This is a genomic window from Flavobacterium sp. TR2, from assembly GCF_025252405.1.
GTDB lineage: Bacteria > Bacteroidota > Bacteroidia > Flavobacteriales > Flavobacteriaceae > Flavobacterium.
On sequence record NZ_CP104307.1, the window covers coordinates 4,006,631 to 4,033,371 of the forward strand.

Genomic DNA, 26,741 nt, shown 5'->3' on the forward strand with positions numbered 1-26,741 from the left:
TGACAAAAATGAGAAAAACTTTGAACCTCTGCTCCTTTGCAACTTTGAACCTAAAAAAATAACCGCTATGAAATATAAAATAGCTTTTCTCGCAATTGCATTTGTTTTTGGAAATCTATTTTCCCAAAATAAATATCGTCTTAAAAATTTCTCTACGACAGACGGACTTTCGCAGAGTTCTGTTATTGCCATTCATCAGGATAAATTTGGGCAGATGTGGTTTGGCACACGTGATGGTCTGAATAAATATGATGGAAGCCGTTTTACTATTTTTAGGAACGATGCTGCCAATAAATATTCGATCAGCAACAATGATATTTTAGCCATTGAAGAAGACAACACGGGAAAAATCTGGGTGGGAACTTATAATGGCTTAAACTGTTATGATCCTGTTTCAAACCGTTTTACAAGATATCTTCATACCAAAGCCAATCATACGATAAGCAATAATGCTGTTTGGAGCATTCGTGAAATTGGTGGCGAAATGTGGTTTGGAACTTCAAAAGGATTAACCATTTACAATAAAAAAACAGGGATATTTACATCCGTTTTTCATTCAGATGATGATGCTTCTTCCCTTCCGAGCAATAATATTCTCAACATTTTAAGAACCAAAGAAGGCGAAATCTGGATTGGAACTACAAAAGGTTTATGCAAGCTGGCAAATCGGATTAACGGGAAACTATTCTTTAAAAATTATCCATTAAACACTACTGATTTATTAAACGTTCAATCGGTTATTGAAGACAAAGACGGCAATTTATGGGTGGGAACAAAAAACAAAGGACTTTTAAAATTTAGTTCAAAAGAGAAAGCCTTTGTTTCTTTTTTGCCAGCTGAAAAGTACCGCGAAATCAATACCGACATACGATCTTTAGTCATTGACAATCAAGGCTCTTTATGGGTGGGCGCTTATGACGGAATTTATATTTTAGGAAAAGATAAAGATCTTCAGAAAATCAATAACAGCAATAATGCCAACGGAATCGACAAAGTAAAGTCAGTTTTTATGGATAAAAAAGGTTCAATCTGGATTGGCTGTTATTACAAAGGCGTTAATCTTTGGGATGTTTCCAATGTCAATTTCTCCAATTACAATCAGAATTCAAAAAAGATTCCGATGAGTTTTGATGTGGTGAGTTCCATTATTGCGGATAAAAACCAGAATATTTATTTTGGGACTGAAGGGGGCGGAATTACGATTTACAACAGAAATAGTGAATCAGTAAATTACATCAACAGCAAAACAGGACAGACGAATAAAAATGACATCAAAGCGATGTGCCTTTCTGATGATCATATTTTGTGGATTGGTACTTTTTCTAAAGGATTATCGGCTTACAACACGCTTTCAAAAAGAATTGAAGATCAGAGAATTTCTTCTGATTTGAGCGAATTGCTAAAAGACAGCGGCGTTTATGCTCTCAAAACGGAAGGCTCAATTTTATGGATTGGAACTTTCGGCAAAGGCTTAATTCGCTACAACACCATCAGCAAAACTTTTGATGCTATCGGAAATGACAACACCAAACCGGTTTTCCTTACCAATAATATTCTTCGCACGATTTTGGTCGACAAACAAAATTTTCTTTGGGTTGGAACTCAAAATGGTTTGAACCGAATTCCGCTCAAAAATTTCAATCCGCAGAAATACTCGATTCAACATTTTTTCTATGATCATTCTACTGTTTCTGGCGATGATATTCTGACTTTGTTTCAGGATTCTCAAAATAAAATCTGGGTTGGAACAAAAGCAAAAGGACTGCATTATTTTGATGGAAAAAAATTCAACCGAATCAATTTGAGAATTGGAAATACGGTCATTACTTCTATCCATTCCATTTTAGAAGATGACGATAAAAACCTATGGATCAGCACCAATCAGGGAATTATAAAGTACAGCACAACTAAAAAGTCAATTGTTATTTATGACCAAAAAGACGGTTTGGCGAGTAATGAATTCAATGATAATTCGGCTTTAAAATTAAGTTCGAATCAGTTTTATTTTGGCAATCCGTCGGGAGCAACATTTTTTGATGCGACAAAGATTTCCTTAAATAAATATGCCCCACAGGTTTTAATTACCGATTTGAAGATTAAAAACGAAATTGTTCATGCGCATGACAAAGACGGAATTTTAGAGCAAAGCATCGGTTTCACCAAAACCATCACTTTAGATTATGATAAGGCCAATTTCTCGATCAATTTCGCGATTCCGAATTACATACGATCCAAAAATAACCAATACAGCTATCGTTTAACAGGTTTGGAGAACAACTGGACAACCACTAAAAACAGCGAGGCCAATTTTGCGATTCAGAATCCAGGAACGTACACGTTTGAAGTTCGCGGCGCCAATAACGATGGTGTTTGGAATCAGACTCCAACTACTTTGACCGTAATCGTAAATCCAGCTCCGTGGCGCAGCATTTGGGCATTTATGCTTTATGCGGTTATAATTGGTTTAGGTTTATATGGTTTGATTTGGATTATGAAATCGAAAGCGAGATTGAAGCAAAAACTCGAACTGGAATACCTAGAAACACAGCGAATTGAAGAAAACAATAAGTTAAAACTGGATTTCTTTACCAATATTTCGCATGAATTCAGAACGCCTTTGACATTGATTTTAGGTCCGCTACAGCAAATTCTGGCCGATTATAACGGAACCAACGAAATGTACAAAAGACTGCTGGTTATTGAAAGCAGCGCCAATCATCTTTTAAGTCTCATTAACCGTTTAATGGATTTTAGAAAACTCGAAAATCATCAGGTTACGTTAGAATCGGCAAACGGAAACATCGTGAAATTTACCCGAGAAATATTCTTGTCTTTTATTGAATATGCCAAAGACGGCGGTTACGAGTATACGTTTGAAACTGAAAACGAAGAGATTCTGGTTTATTTTGACCGCTATAAACTGGAACGCGTATTTTACAATCTGATTTCGAACGCTTTTAGATATACTCCAAAAGGCGGTTCTATAAATATTAAAATCAATCATGACCACCACAATCTGTTTATTGCCGTTGAAGATTCTGGCGTTGGAATTGCAGAAGAACATATCGATAAAATTTTTGATCTATTTTTTGAAGTTCCAACACACAATCAGGTTCAGAAAAACTACAATAAAGGAACTGGAATCGGGCTCTCAATCGTAAAAAACATTGTCGAGCTTCATAAAGGAAAAATCGATGTTACCAACAAAAACACAGGCGGAGTTGTTTTTAAAGTGACTTTACCGCTTGGACGCGCACATCTTCTAGACAGCGAAATTATTCCTGATTTTAAAATCAGCGATGATATTGAGCAATACAAAGCCCAATTGGAGCCTTCGGAAGTTATCGAAAATGAAGACATCGAAGATTTAATCGTAAACGAAGAAAAACAGACCATTTTGCTTGTTGAAGACCATAAAGTCCTGAGAAAATTCATGAAAAACCTTCTCAAAAAAGATTACAACATTATTGAAGCAGAAAATGGCAAAATTGCGTTGGAAAAAGCACTAAAATTTGTTCCAAATCTGATTATCAGTGATGTTATTATGCCAGAAATGGTAGGAACTGAATTATGTTCAAAAATCAAGGAAAACATCAAAACCAGCCATATTCCAGTTATTCTCCTGACTTCGCGATCTTCTTTAGTCTACAAATTTGAAGGGCTGGAAAGCGGTGCCGATGATTACATCAGCAAACCGTTCAATTTAATGGAGTTCAGGCTTCGCGTTAAAAACCTTCTGAACACCACAGAACGTTTAAAAATCAAGTTTTCAAGCGAAGACAGTTTTATTCCTTCAGAAATTACGGTTTCGTCATTGGATGAAGAATTATTGAAAAAAGCATTCAAAATTGTAGAAGAAAACATTTCGAACGAACAATTTGACATTCCGTTTTTCTGTTCAGAATTGGGTGTCAGCCGAACCATGCTGTTTTTAAAAATCAAAGCGTGGACGAATTGCACGCCAAACGAATTTATTCATGAGATCAGATTAAAACGTGCGGCTCAATTATTAGAACAAAACAAATTGACCGTTTCTGAAATCAGTTACAAAGTCGGTTTCAACAATCCGAAGTACTTTAGCAAATGTTTCCAGAAAAAGTATGGAGAGACTCCATCGCAATACGCTGATAAATTTTACGAAAAAACCTTCTGATGTATTCCTGCAAGGTTTTCAAAACCTTGTAGGTATTATTCAATACTTGCCAATCACTAACCTTGCCGCTATTTAGACCTACAAGGTTTTCAAAACCTTGCAGGATTAATTATCACAAATTTTAAAACCTAGTATTTTAAAGGCTTAAAAAAGGGTATCTGTATTTTTAGATACCCTTTTTTGTATTTCTATATCGTTTTCGGCTCCTACATTTGCGATATGAAAATCAAAAAAACGAGCTACTTATTGCTGCAAATTTTATTTGTCATTCTCATCATCGGAATGAGTTTATTGCTTTTCTACTTTATTTAACTTATTAACCCTAAAACCAAAAAATGAATGTTTACAAACCAAAAAAACAACTCGTTTAAATGGTGTTTACTGGTATCTTTTTTACTGGTAAATATCGTGATGCACGCACAAGAACGAAAAGTGACTGGAAAAATAACTTCCAGTGAAGATCTGCTCGGGCTTCCTGGTGCCAATGTCTATATCAAAAATTCTTCTGTTGGCGCTTCTGCCGATATGGACGGAAATTATACTGTAATTGTAGGAGAGAAAAATGCTGTTTTAGTTTTCAATTTCGTCGGATTTCAAACTGTTGAAGTTCCTGTTGGAACCAAAAGCGTTATCAATGTAAGTTTAAAACCTGATACAAAAGCGCTTGACGAAGTTATCGTAGTAGGTTACGGAACGCGTAAAAAGAGCGACATTACCGGTTCTGTATCTTCTGTAACGGCAAAAGAACTGACTGCTTTTCCGCTTTTAAACGCAGAACAGGCTTTGCAGGGCCGCGCAGCTGGGGTTTCGGTAATGACGAATAATGGTGGCGAACCTGGAGCTCCTGTAAAAATTAGGGTTCGTGGAGGAACTTCTATTAATGCCAGCGGAGACGCCTTGATCGTTGTTGACGGTTTTGCAGGTGTTTCTATGCCTGCGCCTCAAGACATTGCTTCTATCGAAGTTTTGAAAGATGCATCGGCAACTGCCATTTATGGATCCAGAGGTTCTAACGGGGTTATTATGGTAACGACTAAAAAAGGAAAACCTGGAAAACCTGTAATCGAATTTAGCAATTCGACCTCTGTACAATCGGTAAATAACAAATTGCATTTATTGAATGCCGATCAGTTTGCTGCATACAGAAAAAGCTTTACAACGCACACGCAGGGTCCAGCAAATACAGACTGGCAAGATGTAATTTATCGCGACGGAATGATTTCGAATACGCAATTGTCTTTTTCTGGCGGATCTGAGAATGTAAGATATTATGTTTCTGGAACGTATTTTAACCAAAATGGGGTTGTAATCAATTCAGGAATTGACAAATACACGATTGTAGGTAATCTTGAAGCTGACTTATCTCCAAAATTCAAAGTAGGTTTGAACACTTTTACGAGCAAACAGAACAAAGAAGGAATTGTAAGCCAGACAAGCGCAGGAGGAACTGGTGCTGCGGGTGTAATTGCATCGGCTTATCGTTTTATGCCAGACAAAGGTATTTACAATGCTGACGGAACTTACACTACTACGGCTCCGATTGGCGATGATATTGACAACCCATACGCGACAGCAATGGAGAATATCTTAGAAACTGTTTCTATCGTAAACCGAAACAACTTTTTTGCCCAATACCAAATCACAAAAGATTTAGATTTTAAAACTACTTTAGGTTTAACCGATAATAATTCGCAGACAGGAAGATTTATTCCTTCAACTTTAATAGCAGGAAAAAATATCAAAGGAGAAGCTTCTGTAAACAATACGAGATTTTCTTCTTTCTTGACAGAGAATTATCTGACTTTCAAACGTGAAATTATCGACAAAGGAATATTGACCGTTCTTGGAGGATATTCATACCAGAAAAACAAAAACGAAAATTCGTATGCCGCTTCTAGAGGATTTTTAACCAATACCAATTCGTATAGAAATTTAGGCGCTGGAACCGTTTTCTTAAAACCTGATTCTGGATTATCTGAAACAGAATTGATTTCTGCTTTCGGAAGGCTGAATTTTGATTATGCCGACAAATATTTACTGACATTTACAGCAAGACGAGACGGTTCTTCAAGCTTTAGCAAAAACTACAAATACGGAACTTTCCCTTCTGGGGCGATTGGATGGAACATTAGCAAAGAAAACTTCTTAAAAGACAATAAAACGGTTTCTAATCTGAAATTAAGAGCTAGTTATGGAGCAACAGGAAACCCTTCAATTGGCGCCTACTCTACTCTTTCTAGATTTTCTGAAATCTATTACGTAAGCGGTGACGTGATTACCAATGCGGTTCAGCTGACATCATTAGACAATCCGAATTTAAAATGGGAAACATCATATCAGCAGGATTACGGAATTGATTTAGGTTTGTTTGATAACCGAATCAGCATTACGGCAGATTATTACAAAACGATTACTAAAGATTTATTGTTTAACAGACCGCTTCCGGGAATTTCTGGAATTGCTTCTCAGCTTCAAAACGTGGGCGAATTGGAAAATAAAGGATGGGAATTGGGCATTAATACCAGAAACTTTATTGGCGCAGATTTTACTTGGTCAACAAACTTTAATATTTCTTCGAATAAAAACAAAGTGCTAAAATTAGCAGACAACAAAGACCTTCTAATCAACTCTGCTCCGGGGCATTTCTTAGCAACTGAATCGCAGATTTTAAGAGTCGGACAGCCTGTAGGTTCTTTCTTTGGGTTTATTTATGATGGCGTAATTCAGCAGGGAGAAACGGTAGTGCCTGGAAACTTTGAAACGGCTCCGGGAGGAGAAAAATTCAGAGATTACAATGGCGACGGAAAACTAGATTCTCAGGATAAGACCATCATAGGAAACCCAAATCCAGATTTCATCTTTGGATTCAACAATGATTTCACCTATAAAAATCTTGATTTGAATATCTTCTTCCAAGGTTCGCAAGGAGGCCAGATTTTAAACTATACTTTGATGGAATTGGCTTCTGGAAACAACAATGCTACAACGGAAGTTCTTGATGCTTGGACACCAACTCATACCGATACAAATGTTCCTGCCAACGCGGCGAGAACCAAAAGAATCACGTCAAGATTTGTTTACGATGGAAGTTATATCCGTCTAAAAAACATCTCTATCGGATATAGTTTAGATGAAAAAATTGTTTCAAAAATGGGCTTAAGCAAAGTTCGTTTTTACATCAGCGCGCAAAACCTTTGGACCATTACAGATTATCCGGGTACAGATCCTGAAACGAATTACTTAAACGACACCAACTCAAGAAGTAATACCAATTTAGGATTGGATTACGGAGGATATCCAAACGTAAAAACGTTTACAGCAGGATTCAATTTAAAATTTTAATCTAATAACCTCTTTGGATTTAATGTGCTACAACACATAGGAACATAGGTTTTATGCCTTTAGAAAGAATGCAAAAAGAAACAAGGTTTCTAACACATAGTTCTCTATGTGTGTTTAAATAAGTGAAGCGCCTTTTTAAAATGTCACCTCTATGTTTCTATGTGTTAAAAACTACATCCAACTAGCTTAAATAAAAATACTATGAAAAAATATATAGCTTTTCTTTGTTTCGGAACCATGGCTTTATTCAGCTGTTCTGATTTGGAAGAAAAACCGGTAGGAATTATTCGTCCAGAAAACTTTTTCAATAATACAGACGATTTGCAGGCTGCTGTAAATGGAGCTTTTGCCAACATTGCCCACAACAATTATTGGGGAAGAGAATTTACAATTGCCCTGATGCTTCGCGATGATATGGCCGATATTGGCGACAGAACCACTCAGGCTGCGCGTATTGACGTAAATGATATGTCTATGAACGACACCAACGCGCTTGTAGCCAACTTTTGGCCGCAATCTTATGTTATTATCACGGCGGCAAATCAAGCCATTGAAGGCGCTAAGAAAACACCAGGCGATCCTGCTAAGGTAAATGCCATTGTCGCTCAAGCGTACTTTGCAAGAGCTTTTGCCTATTATCATTTGGTGCGTCTTTTTGGAGATATTCCGTATGTTGATTTCGTCGTAAATGATGTGAATCAGGTAAACTCTCTTGGCAAAACAAAAGAAGCTGACGTTTACCCAAAAATCATTGCCGACTTAGAATTTGCCAAACAATGGCTGGATGACAAACCAAAAGTGAAAGCCGTTCCGGGAAAAGGCACTGCAGCAGGATATTTAGCTTCTGTTTACTTGACTTTAGGGAATTTTCAGAAAGCATACGACGAAGCAAAATTTGTTATTACCAACGAAGCAAAATTTGGTTTAGGTCTAGATGCTGATTTTCAAGATTTGTTTAATGCCACAAAAACAGCGTCACTAAAAGAGCCATTATTCACAATCGACTTTAACAACCTGACATCAGGAAATTACGGTCAAGATTACACCGCATTTTTTACAGGATCGTTAAAAGATGACAGTTACAGTTATGGACAAGGATTCTCTGTAGCGGTTCCCTCTTTAAAAGTATTCAACACTTGGGATCAGAGAGATTACAGAAGAGCGGTAAGTTTTGATACGATCATCAGAAAGAAAACAGGTCCGGGCGGATCGCTTCAAGTTTATCCTTCGAGCGATAACGAGAAAGCTCCACGTCCGCATATTGCCAAATATTTCCGTTTTCCGGGAAAAGCGGGTGCAAACGGGAGAACTTCTCAGCACAATTACATCACAATGCGTTTTGCTGAAGTTTTATTGACTGCTGCTGAAGCCTTAAACGAAATTAATCCCGGAACAACAGAAGCTGATGGTTATGTAAATCGCGTGCGCGCAAGAGCGAGAAATAAAGCTGGCAAACTGGTTTCGTTTCCTGCTAACGTAACACCGGGATTATCTCAAGCCGATTTCAGAAAAATGGTTATCGACGAAAGAAGATTAGAATTGGCGTTTGAGTATGTGAGATGGTACGACATTAAAAGACTTAAAATCGGACCAGAAGTATTTGGACCAAACGGTTTAGAACCGCACGCTAATTTTGACCCTAACAGAGATTATTTATGGCCATTGCCGGGAACAGAATTGGCAATTAATCCGAATTTAAAACCAAACAATCCCGGTTATTAAATTTAACTCTTATTGAACGCAGATGAAACAGATTTGCTATCGCAAGACACGAATGAAATAGATTTTTTAATCCCATAGTGTGCATTTAGTTTCACGCAGATTTTACAGATTGAGCAGATTTAATTCAAAAAAATTCATTTTAATCTACGAAGTTTTTAAAAATCTGCGTGAAATAAAAAATCAGCAAAATCTGCATGATCTGCGTGATATAAAAAAATCTGTGTAAATCAGCTTTTTCGCGATAGCGAATCCATACAATCCGCTTCTAAAAATCACGATTACAAAATATTTATTTTAATATGAAGAATGTCAGTTTCATTTCTTTAATTCTTGGGTTTGCATCGCTTGCAACAGCGTGCAAATCCGGAATTAATCCTCAGACAAAAGCGACCTCGGCGGTGACAGAAAAACTGGAAACGCGTTACAAAATGCTGCTCGATTATCCCGTAGATTCTATGTCGATGCCTAGAAGCATGAATACCAAAACCCTTGAAATTCGCAAAGTGCCTTCGAGAGATTGGACAAGCGGTTTTTTTGCTGGAAATCTTTGGCAATTATATCGATTGACAGGCGATTCAAAATATAAGGAACAAGCTCAAAAATGGACTCCTTTCAGCAAAAAAGAAAGTGTCAACAGCAATTCGCATGATGTAGGTTTTAAAGTGTTTTGCAGTTTTGGAGAAGCGCTGAAAGTGCAAAACAAGAAAGAATACGAAGCCGTAATTGTAAAAGGCGCCGAAACTTTGTGTAAAAGGTTTAGCCCAAAAGTGGGGGCTATCCGTTCGTGGGATTTCAACACAGCAATTTGGGACTATCCAGTAATCATTGATAATATGATGAATTTGGAACTGCTTTTTGAAGCATCCAAAATATCTGGAAATCCAAAATATCGTGACGTTGCCATCCAACACGCCAATACAACTTTAAAAAATCAGTTCAGAGCAGACAATTCCTGCTATCATGTTATCGATTATAACCCGACAACTGGCGAAGTCAGAAAGAAAACAACTCTTCAAGGATACAATGACGACTCGGTTTGGGCACGCGGTCAGGCTTGGGCAGTTTACGGATTCACTATGTCGTATCGCTATACAAAAGATCCAGCCTACTTAAAACAAGCTGAAGGAACAGCAAAGTTTTTTATGACAAATAAAAACCTGCCAGAAGACGGAATTCCGTATTGGGATTTTAAAGATCCAAGCATTCCAAATTCGGCTAGAGATGTTTCTGCTGCTATGGTGATCGCCTCTGCTTTATACGAATTGCACGGTTATACAAAAAATGATAGTTATTTGGCTTTCGCCGATAAACTGATGGCTTCAGTGCAAACAGACAAATATATTTTAGATGCCAAAATCAAAGCGCCCTTCTTATTTGATCACAGCACTGGAAACTGGCCAAAACACGACGAAATTGACGAACCAATAATTTACGCCGATTATTATTTTTTGGAAGCCCTTTTAAGAAAAAGTGGCAAAGGTACAAAGTAACAAAGTGGCAAAGGTTTTCTGTCTTTTTATCTCTAAACCTTACAATCTTTGAGCCTTTGAGCCTCTGAACCTCTGAACCTAAACAAACATGAAGAATTATAAACACAATACATTTTCAATTTTTGCACTTTTTGTTTTGTTTCCAATTTGTCTGAGCAGTTTTGCTCAGACAAAGAGAAACATTAATGACAATTGGCTTTATTTAGAAAATCATACCGCAAACCTCAGCGAAGCCCAAAAAGCTTCAAACTGGATCTCTCTAAACTTACCTCACACTTGGAACGCCGAAGATGCAACCGATTTAAATCCGGGATACAGACGCGATGCAAGCTGGTACCATAAAAAATTAAACATTCCGCAAATCGATAAAAACAGCGTCTATACTTTATACTTTGAAGGATCAAACGTAACCACTAAAGTTTATGTAAACGGAAAAGAAGCCGGATCGCATATTGGCGGTTACATCGGTTTTTCTATCGATATTACGAACTTAATTAAGGAAGGAAACAACGACATTTTTGTTCGTGTGGATAATAGCTATGATATTGAAATTATTCCTTCCCAAAAAAGCGATTTCTTTATTTATGGCGGAATCACGCGAGATGTCTGGCTGGTTTCGAAATACAAGAACCATATCGAAAACCTAAAAATTACAACCCCAGAGGTTTCGGCAAAAAAAGCTTCAGTGCAGATTGTTTCTTCAATTGCAAATCCTAACAATTCAAAAGATTTATCCTTAACTGTAACGCTTAAAAATCCGAAAGGGAAAAAAGTAGCGAGCAAAACCGTTTTGGTTACAGATAAAACTTCAACCATTACTTTTGAAAATATCAAAAACCCTGAACTTTGGGATACAGAAAAACCAAATTTATACAGACTTTCCGCTTCTTTATCTGAAAAAAATCAAATTAAAGACAGCGTTTCAGAAAAAGTAGGTTTTAGATGGTTTGAGTTTAAAGATCATGGGCCATTTTATCTGAATGGAAAACGACTGTTGATTCGCGGAACTCATCGTCATGAAGAGCAAGCTGGCGTTGGCGCTGCCATGAGTAACGAACAGCATTGGGCAGATATGAAATCGATCAAAGAAATGGGTGCCAATTTTGTTCGTTTAGCACATTATCCGCAAGATCCAGAAGTTTATAAAGCTTGCGACGAATTGGGGCTTTTGGTTTGGGATGAATTGCCGTGGTGTCGCGGCGGAATTGGCAATGACGTTTGGAAAACGAATACCAAAAATATGCTGGCAGAAATCATCAATCAAAATTACAATCATCCGAGCATTATTATCTGGTCTTTAGGAAACGAAATCAACTGGCTTCCTGATTTTCCTGATGGCGATAACGATAAAAAAACGAATAATTTTTTAACGGAATTAAACGACATCGCTCATAAACTGGATCCAACCCGCAAAACGGCTATCAGAAAATATTACGAAGGTTCGCATATTGTAGACGTGTTCTCGCCTTCAATCTGGTCAGGATGGTATTCTGGAAGCTATAAAAGCTATCAAAAAGCGATTGATGTTTACAAGAAAGAATACAAACATTTTATTCATGCCGAATATGGCGGAGACAGTCACGTAGGGCGCCATAGCGAAAACCCAATTACAGGTGAAAATGTAATAAAAGCTGAAGGCTGGGAAGAAGCCATAGTACAGACTAAAATTGCTAACATTGCACAAATTGGCGATTGGAGCGAAAATTATATCGTTGATTTATTTGACTGGCATTTGCACATATCCGAGAATGACCCAACGTTTGTGGGTAATATACAATGGGCATTTAAGGATTTTGCAACGCCTTTGCGACCAGAAGACGATATTCCGTACATGAACCAAAAAGGATTGACAGATCGAAACGGAATTCCGAAAGATGCCTATTATGTTTTTAAAAGTTACTGGGCGACAGCACCTTTCGCTTATATCGAATCGCATACTTGGACAGAGCGCCAGGGGCCAGAAAATACGCCGAGAACGATTAGCGTTTTCAGCAACTGCGAGAAAGTGGCTTTCTTTCATAATGGAAAATCGTTGGGAGAAAAGCAGCGAAATCTTGCTCTTTACCCTGCGAATGGCCTAACTTGGGATGTCAATTTTACGAAAGGGGAAAATTTGTTGGTTGCCGTTGGAAAAACAAAAGAAGGAAAAACGGTTTCAGATACGCTGAAAGTGAACTATCGTTTCAACAAAAATGACACGGCGGTTTCATTGCAATTGTCATCAGAAAAACTAAAAAACGGAAACTATCTCGTGACTGCTATTGCAATTGACAACAATAATTTACGCTGTCTGGATTATGAAGCGAGTGTTTATTTTCAATGTTTAAAGGGAGGAAAAACACTAAAAAATCAAGGAACACCAACCGGAAGCGAATCCATCAGAATGGCAAACGGAAAAGCTGCTATCGAAGTGATTCCTGACGGTTCTGGCAATCCGATTGAAATGACCGCTTTGAATCAAAGTTTTAAAGGAGAATATTTGAGAATTCCTGTTGAGTGAAAGATTCTTTTATGACGCGAAGGCGCAAAGACGCAAAGTCTTTTTTTTCGCAGATTTATTTGTATGAAAAAAACTTCGTGCCTTAGCGCCTTCGTGGCAAAACACAAATACAAAAACAAATTAATACCAAAAATGAAAAAACTATTAACCGCATTACTCCTAACCTCTTCCGTTTTGGCGTCTGCACAAAATCTAATATCGAATGTCCAAAACCGAAACACAACTTCTTTAAACGGAGTTTGGAATTATATTATCGATCCTTATCAAACAGGTTTTTACAGCTTTCACTTGGATCAGTACGACAAAAGTGAAAAACCGGCAAAAGGAGCTTTTTTCACCAATTATCACGCAGAAAACAAACAAGAATTGGTAGAATATGATTTTGATAAATCGCCAACAATCAACATCCCTGGCGATTGGAATTCGCAGATTGCAGAACTGAAATATTACGAAGGAAATGTATGGTTCAAAAAGTCTTTTGATTACAATTTAGCGGCTAATAAACGCCTGTTTTTATATTTGGGAGCCATTAATTATAAAGCTGATGTGTATTTAAACGGAAAAAAACTAGGAACGCATGAAGGCGGTTTCACACCGTTTAATTACGAAGTGACTTCAATCGTAAAACCTACGGGAAATTATCTAGTCATTAAAGTTGACAATACCCGCCATAAAGAAGATGTGCCAACCGTAAACACCGATTGGTGGAACTACGGCGGCATCACGCGAGATGTGACTTTAATTGAAGAAGAGGCTTCTTTTGTGGAAGATTATACAATCCAGCTGAAAAAAGGCAATGCAAATGTTATTTCAGGTTTTATAAAAATCAATAATTTAGATGCTTCAAAAAATCAGATTTCAATTTCAATTCCTGAATTAAAAGTCAACTTCAAAGGAAAAGCGGATGGCAACGGAATTTTAAACTTCGAAATCCCAGCCAAAAAAATCTTGTACTGGTCTCCAGAAAATCCGAAATTATATAATGTTACTGTTGACTTTAACGGGAAAAAATTAAACGATCAGATTGGTTTTAGAACTATCGAAACTAAAGAAGATAAAATTCTGCTAAACGGAAAACCAGTTTTCTTAAGAGGAATTTCAATTCACGAAGAAAATGCAAAAGGCGGCCGCGCCAATTCTGTAGAAGATGCTTTGCGCTTATTAAACTGGGCAAAAGAATTGGGTTGCAATTATGTGCGTCTGGCGCATTATCCGCATAACGAAAATATCATTCGCGAAGCTGATAAAATGGGAATAATGGTTTGGGAGGAAATTCCGGTATATTGGACTGTAGAATTTACAAACAAAAACACGTATCAAAATGCCGAAGATCAATTGACAGCTTCTATTACAAGAGATAAAAACAGAGCAAGCATTATCATTTGGTCAATGGCAAATGAAACGCCAATTTCTGATGCTCGAAATGCTTTCATCAAAAATTTGGCATCACACACCAGATCATTAGACAATACCAGATTAATCAGCGCTGCTTTATTAACCAAAAAAGAAACTATTGATGATCCGATTGGTGAAGTTTTAGATGTTGTGGCTTTCAACCAATATTTGGGCTGGTACGGCGGAAATTTGGAAGATGCTGAAAAAATAACATGGAAATCTAAATACAATAAACCTATTGTTGTTTCTGAGTTTGGAGGCGATGCAAAAGCCGGTTTTCATGGAGAGAAAAACGAACGTTGGACAGAAGAATATCAGGAATATCTATACATTCAAAACCTGAAAATGATTGAAAAGATTCCACATCTAAGCGGAACAAGCCCTTGGATTCTAGTCGATTTCAGATCTCCGAAAAGACTGCTTCCAGGAATTCAGGACGGTTATAATCGTAAAGGTTTAATTTCAAATGACGGCGAAAAGAAAAAGGCTTTTTACATTATGCAGGATTGGTACGCTAAAAAGAAAAACGAATATTAAATAATTATTTTCACACAACGTTAATCTGTAGAGACGCACCGCAGTGCGTCTACGCAACGACGGTTACAATACATTAGACGCACTGCGGTGCGTCTCTACAGAAAATTGGATCGGAATTAAAATTATCTCGTCAAAACTGTTACCAATTCATTAACAAAAAACAGGCAGCAAATTATATGATTTTTCTTCATTATTAATTTACTTTGTTGTAGTTAATCTAAAAATTGTAAACCATGAAAAAATTCTATTTGCTAGCAGTTACTTTGTTTGCTGCTTTTACAGTTCAGGCTCAAGACATAGTAAAATTTGCTCCGCTTGATGCAAGTCCGGTTGATATTTCTTATTTTCCAAACAAAGCGGTTAAATTCAAAAAAACAGATACCCCAAACCCAGTTATCAAAGTTCTTTACGCAAGACCTTCTGCAAAAGGAAGAACTATTTTTGGCGATGTGGTAAAATTTGGAGAAGTTTGGAGAGTTGGCGCTAATGAAAACACAGAGATTAAATTCTACAAAGATGTCACAATCGGCGGTAAAAAAGTTCCTGCGGGATACTACAGTTTATTTGCCATTCCAGAAAAAGACAAATGGACTATCATCATCAACAAAGAATTGGATTTATGGGGTGGTTATGCTTATGACGAAAGCAAAGATGTGGTAAGAGTTTCAGTTCCTGTTAAACCAGTTTCTGATGTTATCGAAGCTTTATCTATCGCATTTACTGCTCAAGGCAATGTAGCAAATCTTGTTATTGGCTGGGATAAAACAACGGTTGAATTGCCAATTACGGTTAAATAAGTTTTACTAATATATGCCACGAAGGCACAAAGTCGCAAAGTTTTTTCTAAAGCTTTGCGACTTTTTTTTTTGCCACGAATTACACAAATTTGCACTAATTTTTCCCCAAAAACTGATGAATCAAATTTGTGAAAATTAGTGTAATTCGTGGCTATAAAAAATTTAATGCTTCTTCCTGTTTAAATCATTTTCCCTTGCATTTGCAAACACAATCCAATGCAAACATAACCCGTGGTTTTAACCACGGGAGCGCAGGATTGGATACGGATTGTTTTTTGATTGTGTTCCTGTGGTTGAAACCACAGGCTATATTTGAAAATTAGGAATCAAAAACACTCTTTAATGCTTCTTCCTGTTTAAATCATTTTCCCTTGCATTTGCACACACAATCCAATGCAAACATAACCCGTGGTTTTAACCACGGGAGCTCAGGATTGGATACAGATTGTTTTTTGATTGTATGTCTATGGTTAAAACCACAGGCTATATTCTAAAAATTCGGGCGCAAACAAAAAGAGGCATTTTTCAATGCCTCTTTTTGTTTTTTAAACCTTAACAGTTTCTATAATTTTATCTAGCGTAATCGGTAAATCTCGAACACGTTTTCCAGTTGCATTAAAAACAGCATTTGCAATTGCGGGCGCCATTCCGACTAAGGCAGTTTCTCCAAGACCTTTTGTTCCCATTGGATTGCTTATTGGATCTTTTTTATTAACGAAGAAAACTTCCTGTTTTTCAATATCCGCGTTTACAGGAACATGGTAATCAGCAAAATTATTGTTGATTGGTCGGCCAAAACGATGATCGATTTCTAAGGCTTCCATCAACCCCATTCCGATTCCTCCTACTGCTCCGCCAAACATTTGCCCCGCAGAAGTTTTCTGGTTGATTACTGTTCCAATATCTGCGCAAGAAACCACGTGAGCCAATCTTATTTTACCCAAATTCGGATTCACCAATACTTTTACAAAATGAACAGAAAACGAGTAAATCGAATATTTCTTGGCTTCTTCAGCAGCTTTAGAAAGATTTTCCACTTCAAAATCTTCTAATTTATTACTGCTTAAAAGAGCCGCCAGCGTAACCGATTTCGATTTGTCTTTTTTAGAAGAAACCGTTCCGTTTTCAAAAGTTAAATCGGTAATCGCGATTCCTTTTAAAGCAGGACTTTTGCTTCCCAATTCAATTATTTTATTCAATAGCAAATTACAGGCATCATGAACCGCAGAACCGACAGATGAAGTTGTTGCCGACCCCCCTTGTGTCGGACCTTTCGGCAATCCGCTTTTTCCCATTTCGATGATTACGTTTTCAGTCGGCAAACCTATCACTTCTGCTCCAATTGCAGTCATCATAGTCGCTGTTCCCGGTCCCATATCGTTTACACTGCATTGCAGCACTAAATCGCCATTGGCTAAGAATTTTGCTTTTACAGCAGTTGGGCTTCTATAACAGCCAAAAGTTCCTGTTCCCATTCCGTAACCTACCAGCCAGTTTCCTTCTTTAACAGAACCTGGTTCATTTTTACGGTTTTTCCAGCCAATGCGCTCCATTCCTCCTTCGTAACATTCTAAAAGGTATTTACTGCTCCACGGCTTATTTTGTTCTTGATCTTTTTCTGCGTAATTCAGCTTGCGAAATTCGATCGGGTCCAAATTTAATTTATAAGCCATTTCATCCATAGCACATTCTAATGCAAAAGATCCTGTCGCCTCACCCGGGCCACGCATCCAGATTGGCGTGCAAGTATCCAAAGGCACAATTCTGTAACGTGTAGAAACATTGGCACAATCATAAATAAATCGAGACATATTTACCGTTCCTTCCATAAAATCTTCATAACTCGAAGTCATGGCGACCGCCTCATGCGTCAAACCTGTCAGTTTTCCATCTTTTGTTGCACCAAGACCCATTTTCTGAATGGTGTACGGTCTGAAACCAACATTGGTAAACATCTGCTCACGATGCAAAACCAGTTTCACAGGTCGATTTAATTTTTTGGCACCAATCAAAGCCGCGATTTCATAGGGCCAAGTATGCAATCCCATTCCAAATGCACCTCCAAGATATTCAGCATGAACCTCAACATCTTCTGCGGGAACATTAAAAACTCCTGCTACACTTCTGCGCGTACCTTCTACACCTTGGCTTTTCGTATATAAAATTGGCTTATTGCCGTCCCATTTTGCAATGATATTTGCCAGTTCCATTGGGTTGTGAACTTCTGTTGGAATCGTATATTCGGCTTCTAGAACTACTTCAGCATTTTTATAGCCGTCATGCTCACCGCGATGGTAGTCATTTCCTTTATCCGTTTCAACTTTCTTTTCTTTTTCAGCGGCTTTTTTAAGTTCTGTCGAATGCTCTTCTTTAAAATAATCGGCTTTGATCAAACTTGCTGCATATCGCATACGTTCAAAAGTATCGGCAATCACCAAAGCAATTGGCTGATCGTAATACAATATCGAATCATCTTTAAAAATCTGCAGCGGCTGCCCAAAATTATGCTTGTCTTTAGCTTTCTGATAACCTGCAGGTTTATCTACATTCAAATGGGTAATAACCGCCAAAACTCCTGGAGCCCATTCTGCTTTTTTGGTATTAATGGTTTTGATTCTTCCTTTGGCAATCGTGCTTCCCACTAGGCACGCATAAGCTACACCAGCCGTTTTATATTCTGCCGAATAAGTTGCAGAGCCCGTTACTTTAGCAAATCCGTCAACTCTATTAATATTACTTGTCTTGCTCATAATTTAATTATTTTGATGCTGCTATTGCAAGTGCTTCTGCTACTGCATTCTCTCCAAGCGTTAGTTTAAAATTGTTATCGCCATATCCTTTCGCTCCTTTCATAGATAAGTGGCCTGCTTGTTTGAATATATCTTCCGAAACTGTTTTCCCTTTCAGGAATTTTTCTGTTTCAGTTAATCTCCAAGGTTTATGTGCTACGCCTCCCATCGCCAATCTGACATCATTTATAGTATTATTTTTTATGTCTAAAGCCACTGCCACAGATACCAATGCAAAAGCATAACTGGTTCTGTCGCGAACTTTTAGATAATGGACGTTTTTAGTAAAATTATTGTCTGGAATTTCTACAGAAGTAATCAATTCTCTACTGTCAAGCGTGTTGTCTTTTTCAGGCGTGTTTCCAGGAAGTCGATGAAAATCGGTAAAATTAATTTCTCGTTTTCCTTTTGGACCTTCGACCAAAACTGTTGCATCAAGTGCTGCCAAAGCCACGCACATATCGCTGGGGTGAACAGCAATGCAACTGTCTGAAGCGCCAAAAACTGCTGCCATTCGATTAGAACCGCCAATGGCGCCGCATCCGCTTTTTGGTGTTCTTTTGTTGCATGGCATATCAGTATTGTAATAATAAGAGCAACGCGTTTTTTGAAGCATATTGCCTCCAACGGTTGCCATATGGCGAATTTGCTGAGAAGCCCCAGCCGCTAAAGCCAATGCCAGCAAAGGATATTTTTCTTTTATAGATGAATCTTCGGCAACCTGACTATTTTTGGCCAATGCTCCAATAGAAACCTTTCCTTTTAAGAACTCTATTTTCTTTAAGTCTAATCCGTTGATGTCAACTAGTTTGTCTGGAGCCACGATATTCTTCTTCATTAAATCGACAAGATTCGTTCCGCCCGCAATAAACATGGAAGAATTATCTTTGGCTTTGCCTGTAACTGCCGAAGAAGAAGACAGCGCTTTAATTATCTGAAAGTTTTTCATATCTCCTTTCCTCCTTCCTTCACTTCTGTTATAGCATCAACAATATTATGGTAAGCTCCACAACGGCAGATGTTACCACTCATATATTCTCTAATTTCTTCTCTGCTGTTGGCATGGCCTTCTTTTATGCAGGCAATTCCCGACATGATTTGTCCAGGAGTGCAATAGCCGCACTGAAAACCATCATGCTTGATAAAAGCTTCTTGCATTGGATGCAGTTTTTTGCCTTGAGAGAGTCCTTCAATAGTGGTCACCTGTGCATTCTGCTGCATCGATGCCAAAGAAAGGCATGATAAGATTCGAGTTCCGTTTACGTGAACTGTACACGCACCACATTGCCCATGATCGCAGCCTTTTTTTGTTCCCGTAAGCTGCAATTGTTCGCGAAGCAAATCAAGCAGCGTAGTTCTTGGCTCGATGTTCAAATTGTGTTTTGTGCCATTTACTTCAATAGAAAGCGGCACCGTTTCTAAATACTCCGCAATTTTTTCATCCCATTTCTTTTCTGAAGCCATTACCAGCGAAGGAGGCGTCAGGGCAAGAGCGGTAAAAAGTCCTGATTTCTTTATAAAGTCACGGCGCGAACTAGCATCTTCGGGCGTTACTTTATTCTGATTTGTTTTTTTAGAAGCCATTCAGTCTATTTGTTAAATTAGCAGATTTGCTTTTGTAATTCTAACAAATTTAGTCAACTTAAATCACAAAAAGTTATGAAATTCAAACATTACTCTTATTTAGAATAATTACAATTTTGTTTTTTTTAACCACAAGTTTCCAAAGATTTTATTATTTCTTTCGCAGATTTGGCAGATAATGTAGGTTTGAGTTTAAGAAAGATTTGCGCAGCGTTTTTAATAATAAAGCTTAAAAAAATCTGTTCAAATCTGTGAAATCTGCGAAAAGCAAAAAAAGATGCCCATAAAAACTTTGTGTGCTTTACGGTTGATTTTCCATAGAGATTAATTCTGAAATTGTATTTTTACTGAATCAAGCTCAAATTATGCCACAGCAAAAAATCATTTATCTGGATAACAATGCCACAACCCGTGTTGATGAGCGTGTTTTGAATGCAATGCTGCCATATTTCACTGATTTTTACGCCAATCCAACAAGTACGCATCTTGCGGGATTAACCATAAAAGAAGCTGTAGAAAACGCTGCTTGGCAAACTGCCGATTTGATAAATACAAATGCTGATGAAATCATTTTTACGTCTGGCGCAACAGAAAGCATTAATTTGGCTATAAAAGGCCTGAGCAATCAAGAAAGAAAACATATTATTACCATTCAGACCGAACATAAAGCGGTTCTTGAAACTTGCCATTTTATGGAAAGCATTGGTTTTGAAGTTACTTATCTTCCAACTGCTGCTGATGGGCTATTAGAAATTCAACTACTCGAAGAAATAATAACCGATAAAACACTGGTTTTCATCGGAATGTTCTCCAATAATGAAACTGGCGTCATACAAAATACAAGTGCAATCTCTAAAATTCTGAAAGCCAGAGATGTACTTTTTATATGCGATGCTACACAAGCTGTCGGCAAAATTCCGATTGATGTAAAAAAGCATGAGATTGATTTTTTAGCCTTATCTGCACACAAGTTTTACGGACCAAAAGGCGTTGGCGCTCTGTATGTTTCGGCAAAAGCCAAAGCAAAATTATCTCCCCAGATTCTCGGAGGCGGACAACAGCGAAAGTTACGAAGCGGGACACTAAATGTTCCAGGAATCATTGGTTTAGGAAAAGCTGCTGAAATTGCTTTGAAGGAACAAGAAGAAGATCAAAAACGAATTGAAATTTTAAGAAACAAACTTGAAAAAGGATTATTGCAGTTTGAAGGCTCTTTCGTGAACGGAAATATTGAAAACCGAATTTATAATACTTCAAATATTTGTTTCCCAAACGTAAATTCTGAACAGCTGATTTTGGCTTTGGGAAATATTTCAGTTTCAAATGGTGCATCGTGTTCTGCGGTTATTTCTGAACCTTCTCACGTTTTAAAAGCAATGGGATTGTCTGATGCAGAAGCTTTAAGCTCAATTCGTTTTAGTTTAGGGCGTTTTACTACCGAAGACGAAATTGATATTGCTATAGAACACGTTTTAAGTCTAGCTAGACAGTTTGCCACTAAGGCTCAAAGACACTAAGATTTTTATATTTTAATCTCATAAAAACTCAAAGGTTTTGTGAATTGCCACCTGTTTCAACTGGAGAATATGAAAAATTAAGAATTGAAGGCTTTAGCCAAAATTAGTTCCTGTTTGGCTAAAGCCCTACTCTCCAGCTTAATTATTGCCATCCAGATAAAGCTGGACGCTATTCAAATTATGCTTAAATCTCGCAAAGGTGCGAGAAGTTTATTGTTTTTTTGTGTTGCTTCCAGCTTTAGCTGGATGAAATAATAAAAGAAGCTGAAGGCTTTAGCCCAACTTTCGTGGTTTGGCTAAAGCCTTTTAATTTGTAATCCCTTAATGCTCCAGTTAAAACTGGAGCCAATTCATAAAAATCTTAGTGTCTCTGGGACTTTACGAGATTAAAAAATAAAAATCTTAGTGTCTTTGTGACTTCGTGGCAACATCAAGAAAAATTCATAAAAATCTTTGCGTCTCTGTGTCTTCGTGGCAACATCAAGAAATCAACTGGTTATAATCTTCCTCCGTATCAATGTCAATATTTCCTTTTTCAAAAGGAACCGCAACGACGTCTTCGGCGTATTTTTTAATAAGCTTTTTTGCCCCTTCTTTCCCTTTCAGCGCTAGAAGTTCCGGAAAGTATTTTTTATGAAATAAAACCGGTGTTCCTAAGGTTTCTGAATAACCGGATGCTGCAATTTCTTTTCCTGTTTTCTTAGATTCGCTGATTAAGTTTTCAAAAACGGCACTAGTGACAAAAGGCTGATCGCAGACTGCCAAAATACATTGCTCACAATCAGGATTTACAAGCAGTGCTTCTGTAATTCCCTTTGCGATTGAAGAAGACATTCCTTTTTCCCATTCAGAATTGAAAGAAAATAGTATTTCGGGCAAATTAAGCTCTTTTGCGATTAAATCATGATTGGCGCCTGTTACGACTATTAGAAACGAGTTTTTAACTTTTAAAGCTTCTGAAATCGTGTTTTTCAGCAGGGTCGATTCTTTGTACTGCAGCAGCTGTTTGGGGCTGTTCAATCTTGACGAACTCCCTGCAGCGAGAATAACAATGCCTGTTTGATGACAAATTTTATTCTCCATAATGAATTTCATCATGAATTCTACCCAATTTGTATTTTAAGGATGTTCCTGCACGTTCAGAGGCAATTGCTTTAATTTCAGAAACAATCGAAAGAGCGATTTCTTCTGAAGTTTCTGCGCCTATATCCAAACCAATAGGACTGTGGATTCTGCTTAACTGTTCTTCGCTTACTGTTATTCCTTCCTGCAAAAGATCGTCAAGCATTCGGTTGAACTTTGATTTTGGACCGAGAATTCCGATGTAATGACAATTGGTCTGCAATAACAATTTTAGAACGGCCAGATCATATTTGTAATTGTGCGTCATCAAAAGAAAATAAGTCTGATCGTCGATGTTTACATTATCCAGAAATTGCTCGGGTTTTACAACTGAAATCTGACTGGCTTTAGGAAAACGCTTTGCTGTTGCATGAGTGGCGCGTCCTTCGCCAATAGTGGTTTTCCATCCTAAAACAGCCGCCATTTTTACCAGTGGCCGAATATCGTTTCCTGCTCCTGCAATTATCAGCGAAATAGATGGTTTTATATATTCAATTAAGGCTTCGCTGTCGTTTTGCTCTTGCAGTTTTTTGACTAATGACGTTTTGCTTTTCAGCACTTCTTTTACATCTGAAATCAGATTTAAAGATTCATTATTATGATTTAGAACAGGACTGTCTTTTCGAAAAAACAAAGTGGTCCCAATCTGAAATGCATTTCTTTTTAAAGAGAAAACGGTAACGATTACAGCTTCTTTTCGTTCCAATTCAAGTTGTCTCAAAAGCTGAATCGGATTGTTTTCTACCTCTTCATCGATGTATTCAAAAAGAATATGAACAATTCCGTTGCACCCCAGCTGCAATCCTACTTCTGCATCATCTTCATTGCTTGTATTGTAGGTGACCAGTTTATTCTGTTTCTGATTAATTGAAAGAAGCGCTTTTCGCAGCGCATCGCCTTCTAAGCAGCCTCCGCTTATGGCGCCCGTCAGTATGCCGTCTTCTGTCACCAGCATACGCGCGCCTGGCTTTCTGTACGACGACCCTTCCACTTTGACAACTGTTGCCAAGGCTGTTTTTTTTCCTGCCAATTCTGCTTCGGAATGCGCTTTAAGAATTTCGCTGATTTCTTTCATATAAAAATATCTTCCAAACAAAAATAGGGAAATCTTTTAAAGAGAAATAATTCCTGTGACAAATGCCGTTTGGACTATTTCATCGATATAAAAGTAAGGAATCTAAAATATATCGGAAGAAAGCTGTCTGGAAGAAAAAATATTTTAGATTTTCTTTTGAGAATAACTATAATAATTTTTTATCATTAGCGTAATCATTTTTTTAAACAGGTGTATGATTTATATTACGAAGTTTTGTATTTTTATCAATAGCAAAATTTATTTTACCTAACTTAAAATTAAAATACATGGGAAAATTTGTAATCACTACTAGAGCTAATGGAGAGTTCCAGTTCAATTTGAAAGCTGGTAACGGCCAGACTATTTTAACAAGCGAAGGTTATACAACAAAAGCGGCTTGTAATAATGGTATCGAATCGGTTAAAAAAAATGCATCAGACGATGATCGTTATGATAGATTAGAATCTAAAAGCGGTAAACCTTATTTTAATTTAAAAGCTGGAAACGGCCAGATTATTGGTTCTAGCGAAATGTACGAAAGCGTTGCGGCAAGAGAAAACGGAATCGAATCGGTAAAGAAAAATGCTCCCGATGCAACTATAGATGATCAAACGGCTTAATTGAAAGCCATTTTAAAATAGAAAGAAGCAGTCTCAAAAGGACTGCTTTTTTGCTGGACTGATTATCTATATTTTTATAATCTAATCCAATAAGAACACAATCAATCCTCGTGCGCCGTGAGCTCCAAGAACTAAAGACTGCTCGATATCGGCTGTTTTTGACGGACCGGCTATGAAAGTTCCAAAACCATATTCCATGTTTCCAATTCTTTGATACGCTTGCTGCATTGTTGGCACAAGATCTTTTTTATGGACTATAATTGCTAAATATTGCGCGATGAAAGGCGCAACACGCTGTCCTAAAATATCATCTGTTACCCAGAGCCCGCTGTTTTCGGCAACTCCAAAATGTGCTTTTATAACAGTCAATTCTACATCCTGAAGCGAATGCGGATCTACTGTTTTCCAGTCTAAAGAAGCAATTTCTGAAAGTTCTGGAAGGGTTGTAATTAATCTTTTTTCTAGATTGTAATTCGATTTTATGTAATTGATAATTTCATCATAATTAGCAACCTCAACCGGATCGCCTCCAATACCTTTTAAAACCGTTTTATAGGTTTCTAGCACATCAAATTGCTCTGAACCTAAAAGATTTAGATTCGGCAGTTCTGAAACCAAATCAGGCTGGTTTAATTTAATTCTTTTTAAAATTTCGCCTTTACTGCTCATCTCTTTTTGCTTTAGATTCTCTCGAATTTTTCTTGTACCATTCTCTAAAAGATTCTTCTGGAACATCTGGCATTTCGCGCTGATCGTACCATTTATTCATTTTATTATTGACCATTCCTGGAATGTTCTTCATTACAAATCGCCCTGATTTTCCAGCAATATTAAAAACTGTTGGATTTGCTAAAACGGTTGCCATTGTTTTCATCGCAATAGTTTTGGCTTTTGGCGTATGTCCTTCTTTCACCAAAACCTGACGCCATTTGTACAATTGATCGTGAATATCGATTTTTACAGGGCAAACATTGGTGCACGAACCGCAAAGCGTGCTTGCAAACGGTAAATCTGCATTTTTGCTCATGTCTAAATTTGGTGCCAAAATAGAACCGATTGGCCCTGCAACTGCATTGTGATAGCTGTGTCCGCCGCTTCGTCTGTACACGGGACAGGTGTTCATGCACGCCCCGCAGCGAATGCATTTCAGCGAATTTCTAAAATCTTCCCTTCCCAATTGCGTGCTTCTTCCGTTGTCTACAATTACAATATGCATTTCTTTTCCGTCTCTTGGTTTTTTGAAATGGCTTGAGAAAGTAGTTATGGGTTGTCCTGTGGCACTTCTTGCCAATAACCTCAAGAAAACACCTAAATGTTCTCTTTTCGGAATCAGTTTCTCAAATCCCATGCAGGCGATGTGAACGTCTGCCAGGTGCGCGCCCATATCGGCATTTCCTTCATTGGTGCAGACTACAAATTCGCCAGTTTCAGCAACAGCAAAATTAACTCCTGTGAGAGCCACTTTTCTAGTTAAAAAAGTGTTTCTCAAACTCTGGCGAGCCGATTCTGTCAAATACTGCGGATTGAAATTTCCTTTTTCTGTACCTAAATGTTCGTGAAAAGTTTCGCTTACATCTTCTTTCTTTAAGTGAATTGCCGGAAGTACAATGTGGCTTGGCGGTTCTTTACGGAGCTGTACAATATATTCTCCCAAATCAGAATCGATTACTTCTATTCCTTTTTCGGCTAAATAATCGTTTAAATGGCATTCTTCTGTAAGCATCGATTTGGACTTTACCATTTGCTTTACATCATGTTTTGCCATGATAGAATGCACAATTTCGTTGTGTTCTTTTGCATCGGCTGCCCAATGCACAATTATGCCGTTTCGTTGCGCATTAGCTTCAAATTCAACTAAATAATCATGAATATTAGAAAGTACATTAAATTTAATTTGAGAAGCCGTTTCGCGAAGCAATTCCCAATCTTCAATCTGATGCGCCGATTTATCTCTTTTAGCGCGAACAAACCAAAGTGTTTCGTCATGCCAATTGACACGTTCTACATCTTTATTGAACTTTGCTGCGGCTTCGCTGTGCGGTATTGTTTTTTCTGATGACATTTTTTATTTTTTTAAGCTGTAGGCTTTAAGCTCTAA

The 26,741-nt window shown here is 37.6% G+C and carries 16 protein-coding genes; 9 read left to right on the forward strand and 7 right to left on the reverse strand.

Annotation, left to right across the window (positions count from 1 at the left end; all coding sequences use genetic code 11):
• Nucleotides 1-67: 67 nt before the first annotated feature.
• From N4T20_RS17365 to N4T20_RS17395, 7 genes are all read left to right on the forward strand, one after another.
• Complete coding sequence (locus tag N4T20_RS17365) at nucleotides 68-4,153, forward strand: two-component regulator propeller domain-containing protein (RefSeq protein WP_260670383.1); 4,086 nt, start codon at nucleotides 68-70, stop codon at nucleotides 4,151-4,153.
• A 339-nt stretch (nucleotides 4,154-4,492) separates the two neighbouring features.
• Complete coding sequence (locus tag N4T20_RS17370) at nucleotides 4,493-7,495, forward strand: SusC/RagA family TonB-linked outer membrane protein (protein WP_260670384.1); 3,003 nt, start codon at nucleotides 4,493-4,495, stop codon at nucleotides 7,493-7,495.
• A 201-nt stretch (nucleotides 7,496-7,696) separates the two neighbouring features.
• The gene (locus N4T20_RS17375) at nucleotides 7,697-9,217 is read left to right on the forward strand and encodes a RagB/SusD family nutrient uptake outer membrane protein (protein ID WP_260670385.1); all 1,521 of its coding nucleotides are present in this window, start codon (nucleotides 7,697-7,699) and stop codon (nucleotides 9,215-9,217) included.
• 299 nt (nucleotides 9,218-9,516) lie between these two features.
• The gene (locus N4T20_RS17380; RefSeq protein ID WP_260670386.1) at nucleotides 9,517-10,707 is read left to right on the forward strand and encodes a glycoside hydrolase family 88 protein; all 1,191 of its coding nucleotides are present in this window, start codon (nucleotides 9,517-9,519) and stop codon (nucleotides 10,705-10,707) included.
• Between the two features lie 88 nt (nucleotides 10,708-10,795).
• Nucleotides 10,796-13,207: a glycoside hydrolase family 2 protein gene (locus tag N4T20_RS17385; RefSeq protein ID WP_260670387.1), complete on the forward strand. Its 2,412-nt coding sequence runs from the start codon at nucleotides 10,796-10,798 to the stop codon at nucleotides 13,205-13,207.
• 132 nt (nucleotides 13,208-13,339) lie between these two features.
• Nucleotides 13,340-15,139, forward strand: a complete 1,800-nt coding sequence (locus tag N4T20_RS17390; protein WP_260670388.1) for a glycoside hydrolase family 2 protein — start codon at nucleotides 13,340-13,342, stop codon at nucleotides 15,137-15,139.
• A gap of 233 nt (nucleotides 15,140-15,372) precedes the next feature.
• Nucleotides 15,373-15,936 carry a DUF2911 domain-containing protein gene (locus tag N4T20_RS17395; protein WP_260670389.1) on the forward strand — a complete coding sequence of 188 codons (564 nt, stop codon included), beginning with the start codon at nucleotides 15,373-15,375 and terminating at the stop codon, nucleotides 15,934-15,936.
• 545 nt (nucleotides 15,937-16,481) lie between these two features.
• Here N4T20_RS17395 and N4T20_RS17400 read toward each other — a convergent pair.
• From N4T20_RS17400 to N4T20_RS17410, 3 genes are read right to left on the reverse strand one after another with little or no spacing between them, the layout of a single operon-like run.
• Nucleotides 16,482-18,686, reverse strand: a complete 2,205-nt coding sequence (locus N4T20_RS17400; protein WP_260670390.1) for a xanthine dehydrogenase family protein molybdopterin-binding subunit — start codon at nucleotides 18,684-18,686, stop codon at nucleotides 16,482-16,484.
• Nucleotides 18,687-18,693: 7 nt separating this feature from the next.
• On the reverse strand, nucleotides 18,694-19,674 hold the full coding sequence (locus N4T20_RS17405; RefSeq protein ID WP_260670391.1) for an FAD binding domain-containing protein: 981 nt from the start codon (nucleotides 19,672-19,674) through the stop codon (nucleotides 18,694-18,696).
• Nucleotides 19,671-20,309 carry a 2Fe-2S iron-sulfur cluster-binding protein gene (locus N4T20_RS17410; protein WP_260670392.1) on the reverse strand — a complete coding sequence of 213 codons (639 nt, stop codon included), beginning with the start codon at nucleotides 20,307-20,309 and terminating at the stop codon, nucleotides 19,671-19,673. The genes N4T20_RS17405 and N4T20_RS17410 overlap by 4 nt, the downstream gene beginning before the upstream one ends.
• Nucleotides 20,310-20,674: 365 nt before the next feature.
• On the opposite strand from N4T20_RS17410, the gene N4T20_RS17415 reads away from it, so the two are divergent.
• Entirely contained in the window at nucleotides 20,675-21,826 is a 1,152-nt protein-coding gene (locus N4T20_RS17415) for a cysteine desulfurase family protein (RefSeq protein WP_260670393.1), read from the forward strand.
• 480 nt (nucleotides 21,827-22,306) lie between these two features.
• Here the strand turns inward: N4T20_RS17415 and N4T20_RS17420 are convergent, their stop codons facing one another.
• On the reverse strand, nucleotides 22,307-22,924 hold the full coding sequence (locus N4T20_RS17420) for an NTP transferase domain-containing protein (RefSeq protein ID WP_260670394.1): 618 nt from the start codon (nucleotides 22,922-22,924) through the stop codon (nucleotides 22,307-22,309).
• Complete coding sequence (locus N4T20_RS17425) at nucleotides 22,899-24,023, reverse strand: XdhC family protein (protein ID WP_260670395.1); 1,125 nt, start codon at nucleotides 24,021-24,023, stop codon at nucleotides 22,899-22,901. The genes N4T20_RS17420 and N4T20_RS17425 overlap by 26 nt, the downstream gene beginning before the upstream one ends.
• A 287-nt stretch (nucleotides 24,024-24,310) precedes the next feature.
• On the opposite strand from N4T20_RS17425, the gene N4T20_RS17430 reads away from it, so the two are divergent.
• A complete protein-coding gene (locus tag N4T20_RS17430; protein WP_260670396.1) occupies nucleotides 24,311-24,643 on the forward strand; it encodes a YegP family protein in 333 nt (110 codons plus the stop codon).
• Nucleotides 24,644-24,724: 81 nt separating this feature from the next.
• Here N4T20_RS17430 and N4T20_RS17435 read toward each other — a convergent pair whose 3' ends face one another.
• Both N4T20_RS17435 and N4T20_RS17440 read right to left on the reverse strand, forming a co-directional pair.
• A complete protein-coding gene (locus N4T20_RS17435; protein WP_260670397.1) occupies nucleotides 24,725-25,312 on the reverse strand; it encodes a lactate utilization protein C in 588 nt (195 codons plus the stop codon).
• Complete coding sequence (locus tag N4T20_RS17440) at nucleotides 25,302-26,705, reverse strand: lactate utilization protein B (protein WP_260670398.1); 1,404 nt, start codon at nucleotides 26,703-26,705, stop codon at nucleotides 25,302-25,304. Before N4T20_RS17440 ends, N4T20_RS17435 begins: the two co-directional genes overlap by 11 nt.
• Nucleotides 26,706-26,741 lie beyond the last annotated feature (36 nt).

Coding starts and splice junctions, on each gene's coding strand:
- N4T20_RS17410 (WP_260670392.1), bottom strand. CDS start 20,309: ATGGCTTCTAAAAAAACAAATCAGAATAAAGTAACGCCCGAAGATGCT.
- N4T20_RS17365 (WP_260670383.1), top strand. CDS start 68: ATGAAATATAAAATAGCTTTTCTCGCAATTGCATTTGTTTTTGGAAAT.
- N4T20_RS17380 (WP_260670386.1), top strand. CDS start 9,517: ATGAAGAATGTCAGTTTCATTTCTTTAATTCTTGGGTTTGCATCGCTT.
- N4T20_RS17440 (WP_260670398.1), bottom strand. CDS start 26,705: ATGTCATCAGAAAAAACAATACCGCACAGCGAAGCCGCAGCAAAGTTC.
- N4T20_RS17430 (WP_260670396.1), top strand. CDS start 24,311: ATGGGAAAATTTGTAATCACTACTAGAGCTAATGGAGAGTTCCAGTTC.
- N4T20_RS17405 (WP_260670391.1), bottom strand. CDS start 19,674: ATGAAAAACTTTCAGATAATTAAAGCGCTGTCTTCTTCTTCGGCAGTT.
- N4T20_RS17425 (WP_260670395.1), bottom strand. CDS start 24,023: ATGAAAGAAATCAGCGAAATTCTTAAAGCGCATTCCGAAGCAGAATTG.
- N4T20_RS17400 (WP_260670390.1), bottom strand. CDS start 18,686: ATGAGCAAGACAAGTAATATTAATAGAGTTGACGGATTTGCTAAAGTA.
- N4T20_RS17385 (WP_260670387.1), top strand. CDS start 10,796: ATGAAGAATTATAAACACAATACATTTTCAATTTTTGCACTTTTTGTT.
- N4T20_RS17420 (WP_260670394.1), bottom strand. CDS start 22,924: ATGATGAAATTCATTATGGAGAATAAAATTTGTCATCAAACAGGCATT.
- N4T20_RS17395 (WP_260670389.1), top strand. CDS start 15,373: ATGAAAAAATTCTATTTGCTAGCAGTTACTTTGTTTGCTGCTTTTACA.
- N4T20_RS17390 (WP_260670388.1), top strand. CDS start 13,340: ATGAAAAAACTATTAACCGCATTACTCCTAACCTCTTCCGTTTTGGCG.
- N4T20_RS17415 (WP_260670393.1), top strand. CDS start 20,675: ATGCCACAGCAAAAAATCATTTATCTGGATAACAATGCCACAACCCGT.
- N4T20_RS17435 (WP_260670397.1), bottom strand. CDS start 25,312: ATGAGCAGTAAAGGCGAAATTTTAAAAAGAATTAAATTAAACCAGCCT.
- N4T20_RS17370 (WP_260670384.1), top strand. CDS start 4,493: ATGTTTACAAACCAAAAAAACAACTCGTTTAAATGGTGTTTACTGGTA.
- N4T20_RS17375 (WP_260670385.1), top strand. CDS start 7,697: ATGAAAAAATATATAGCTTTTCTTTGTTTCGGAACCATGGCTTTATTC.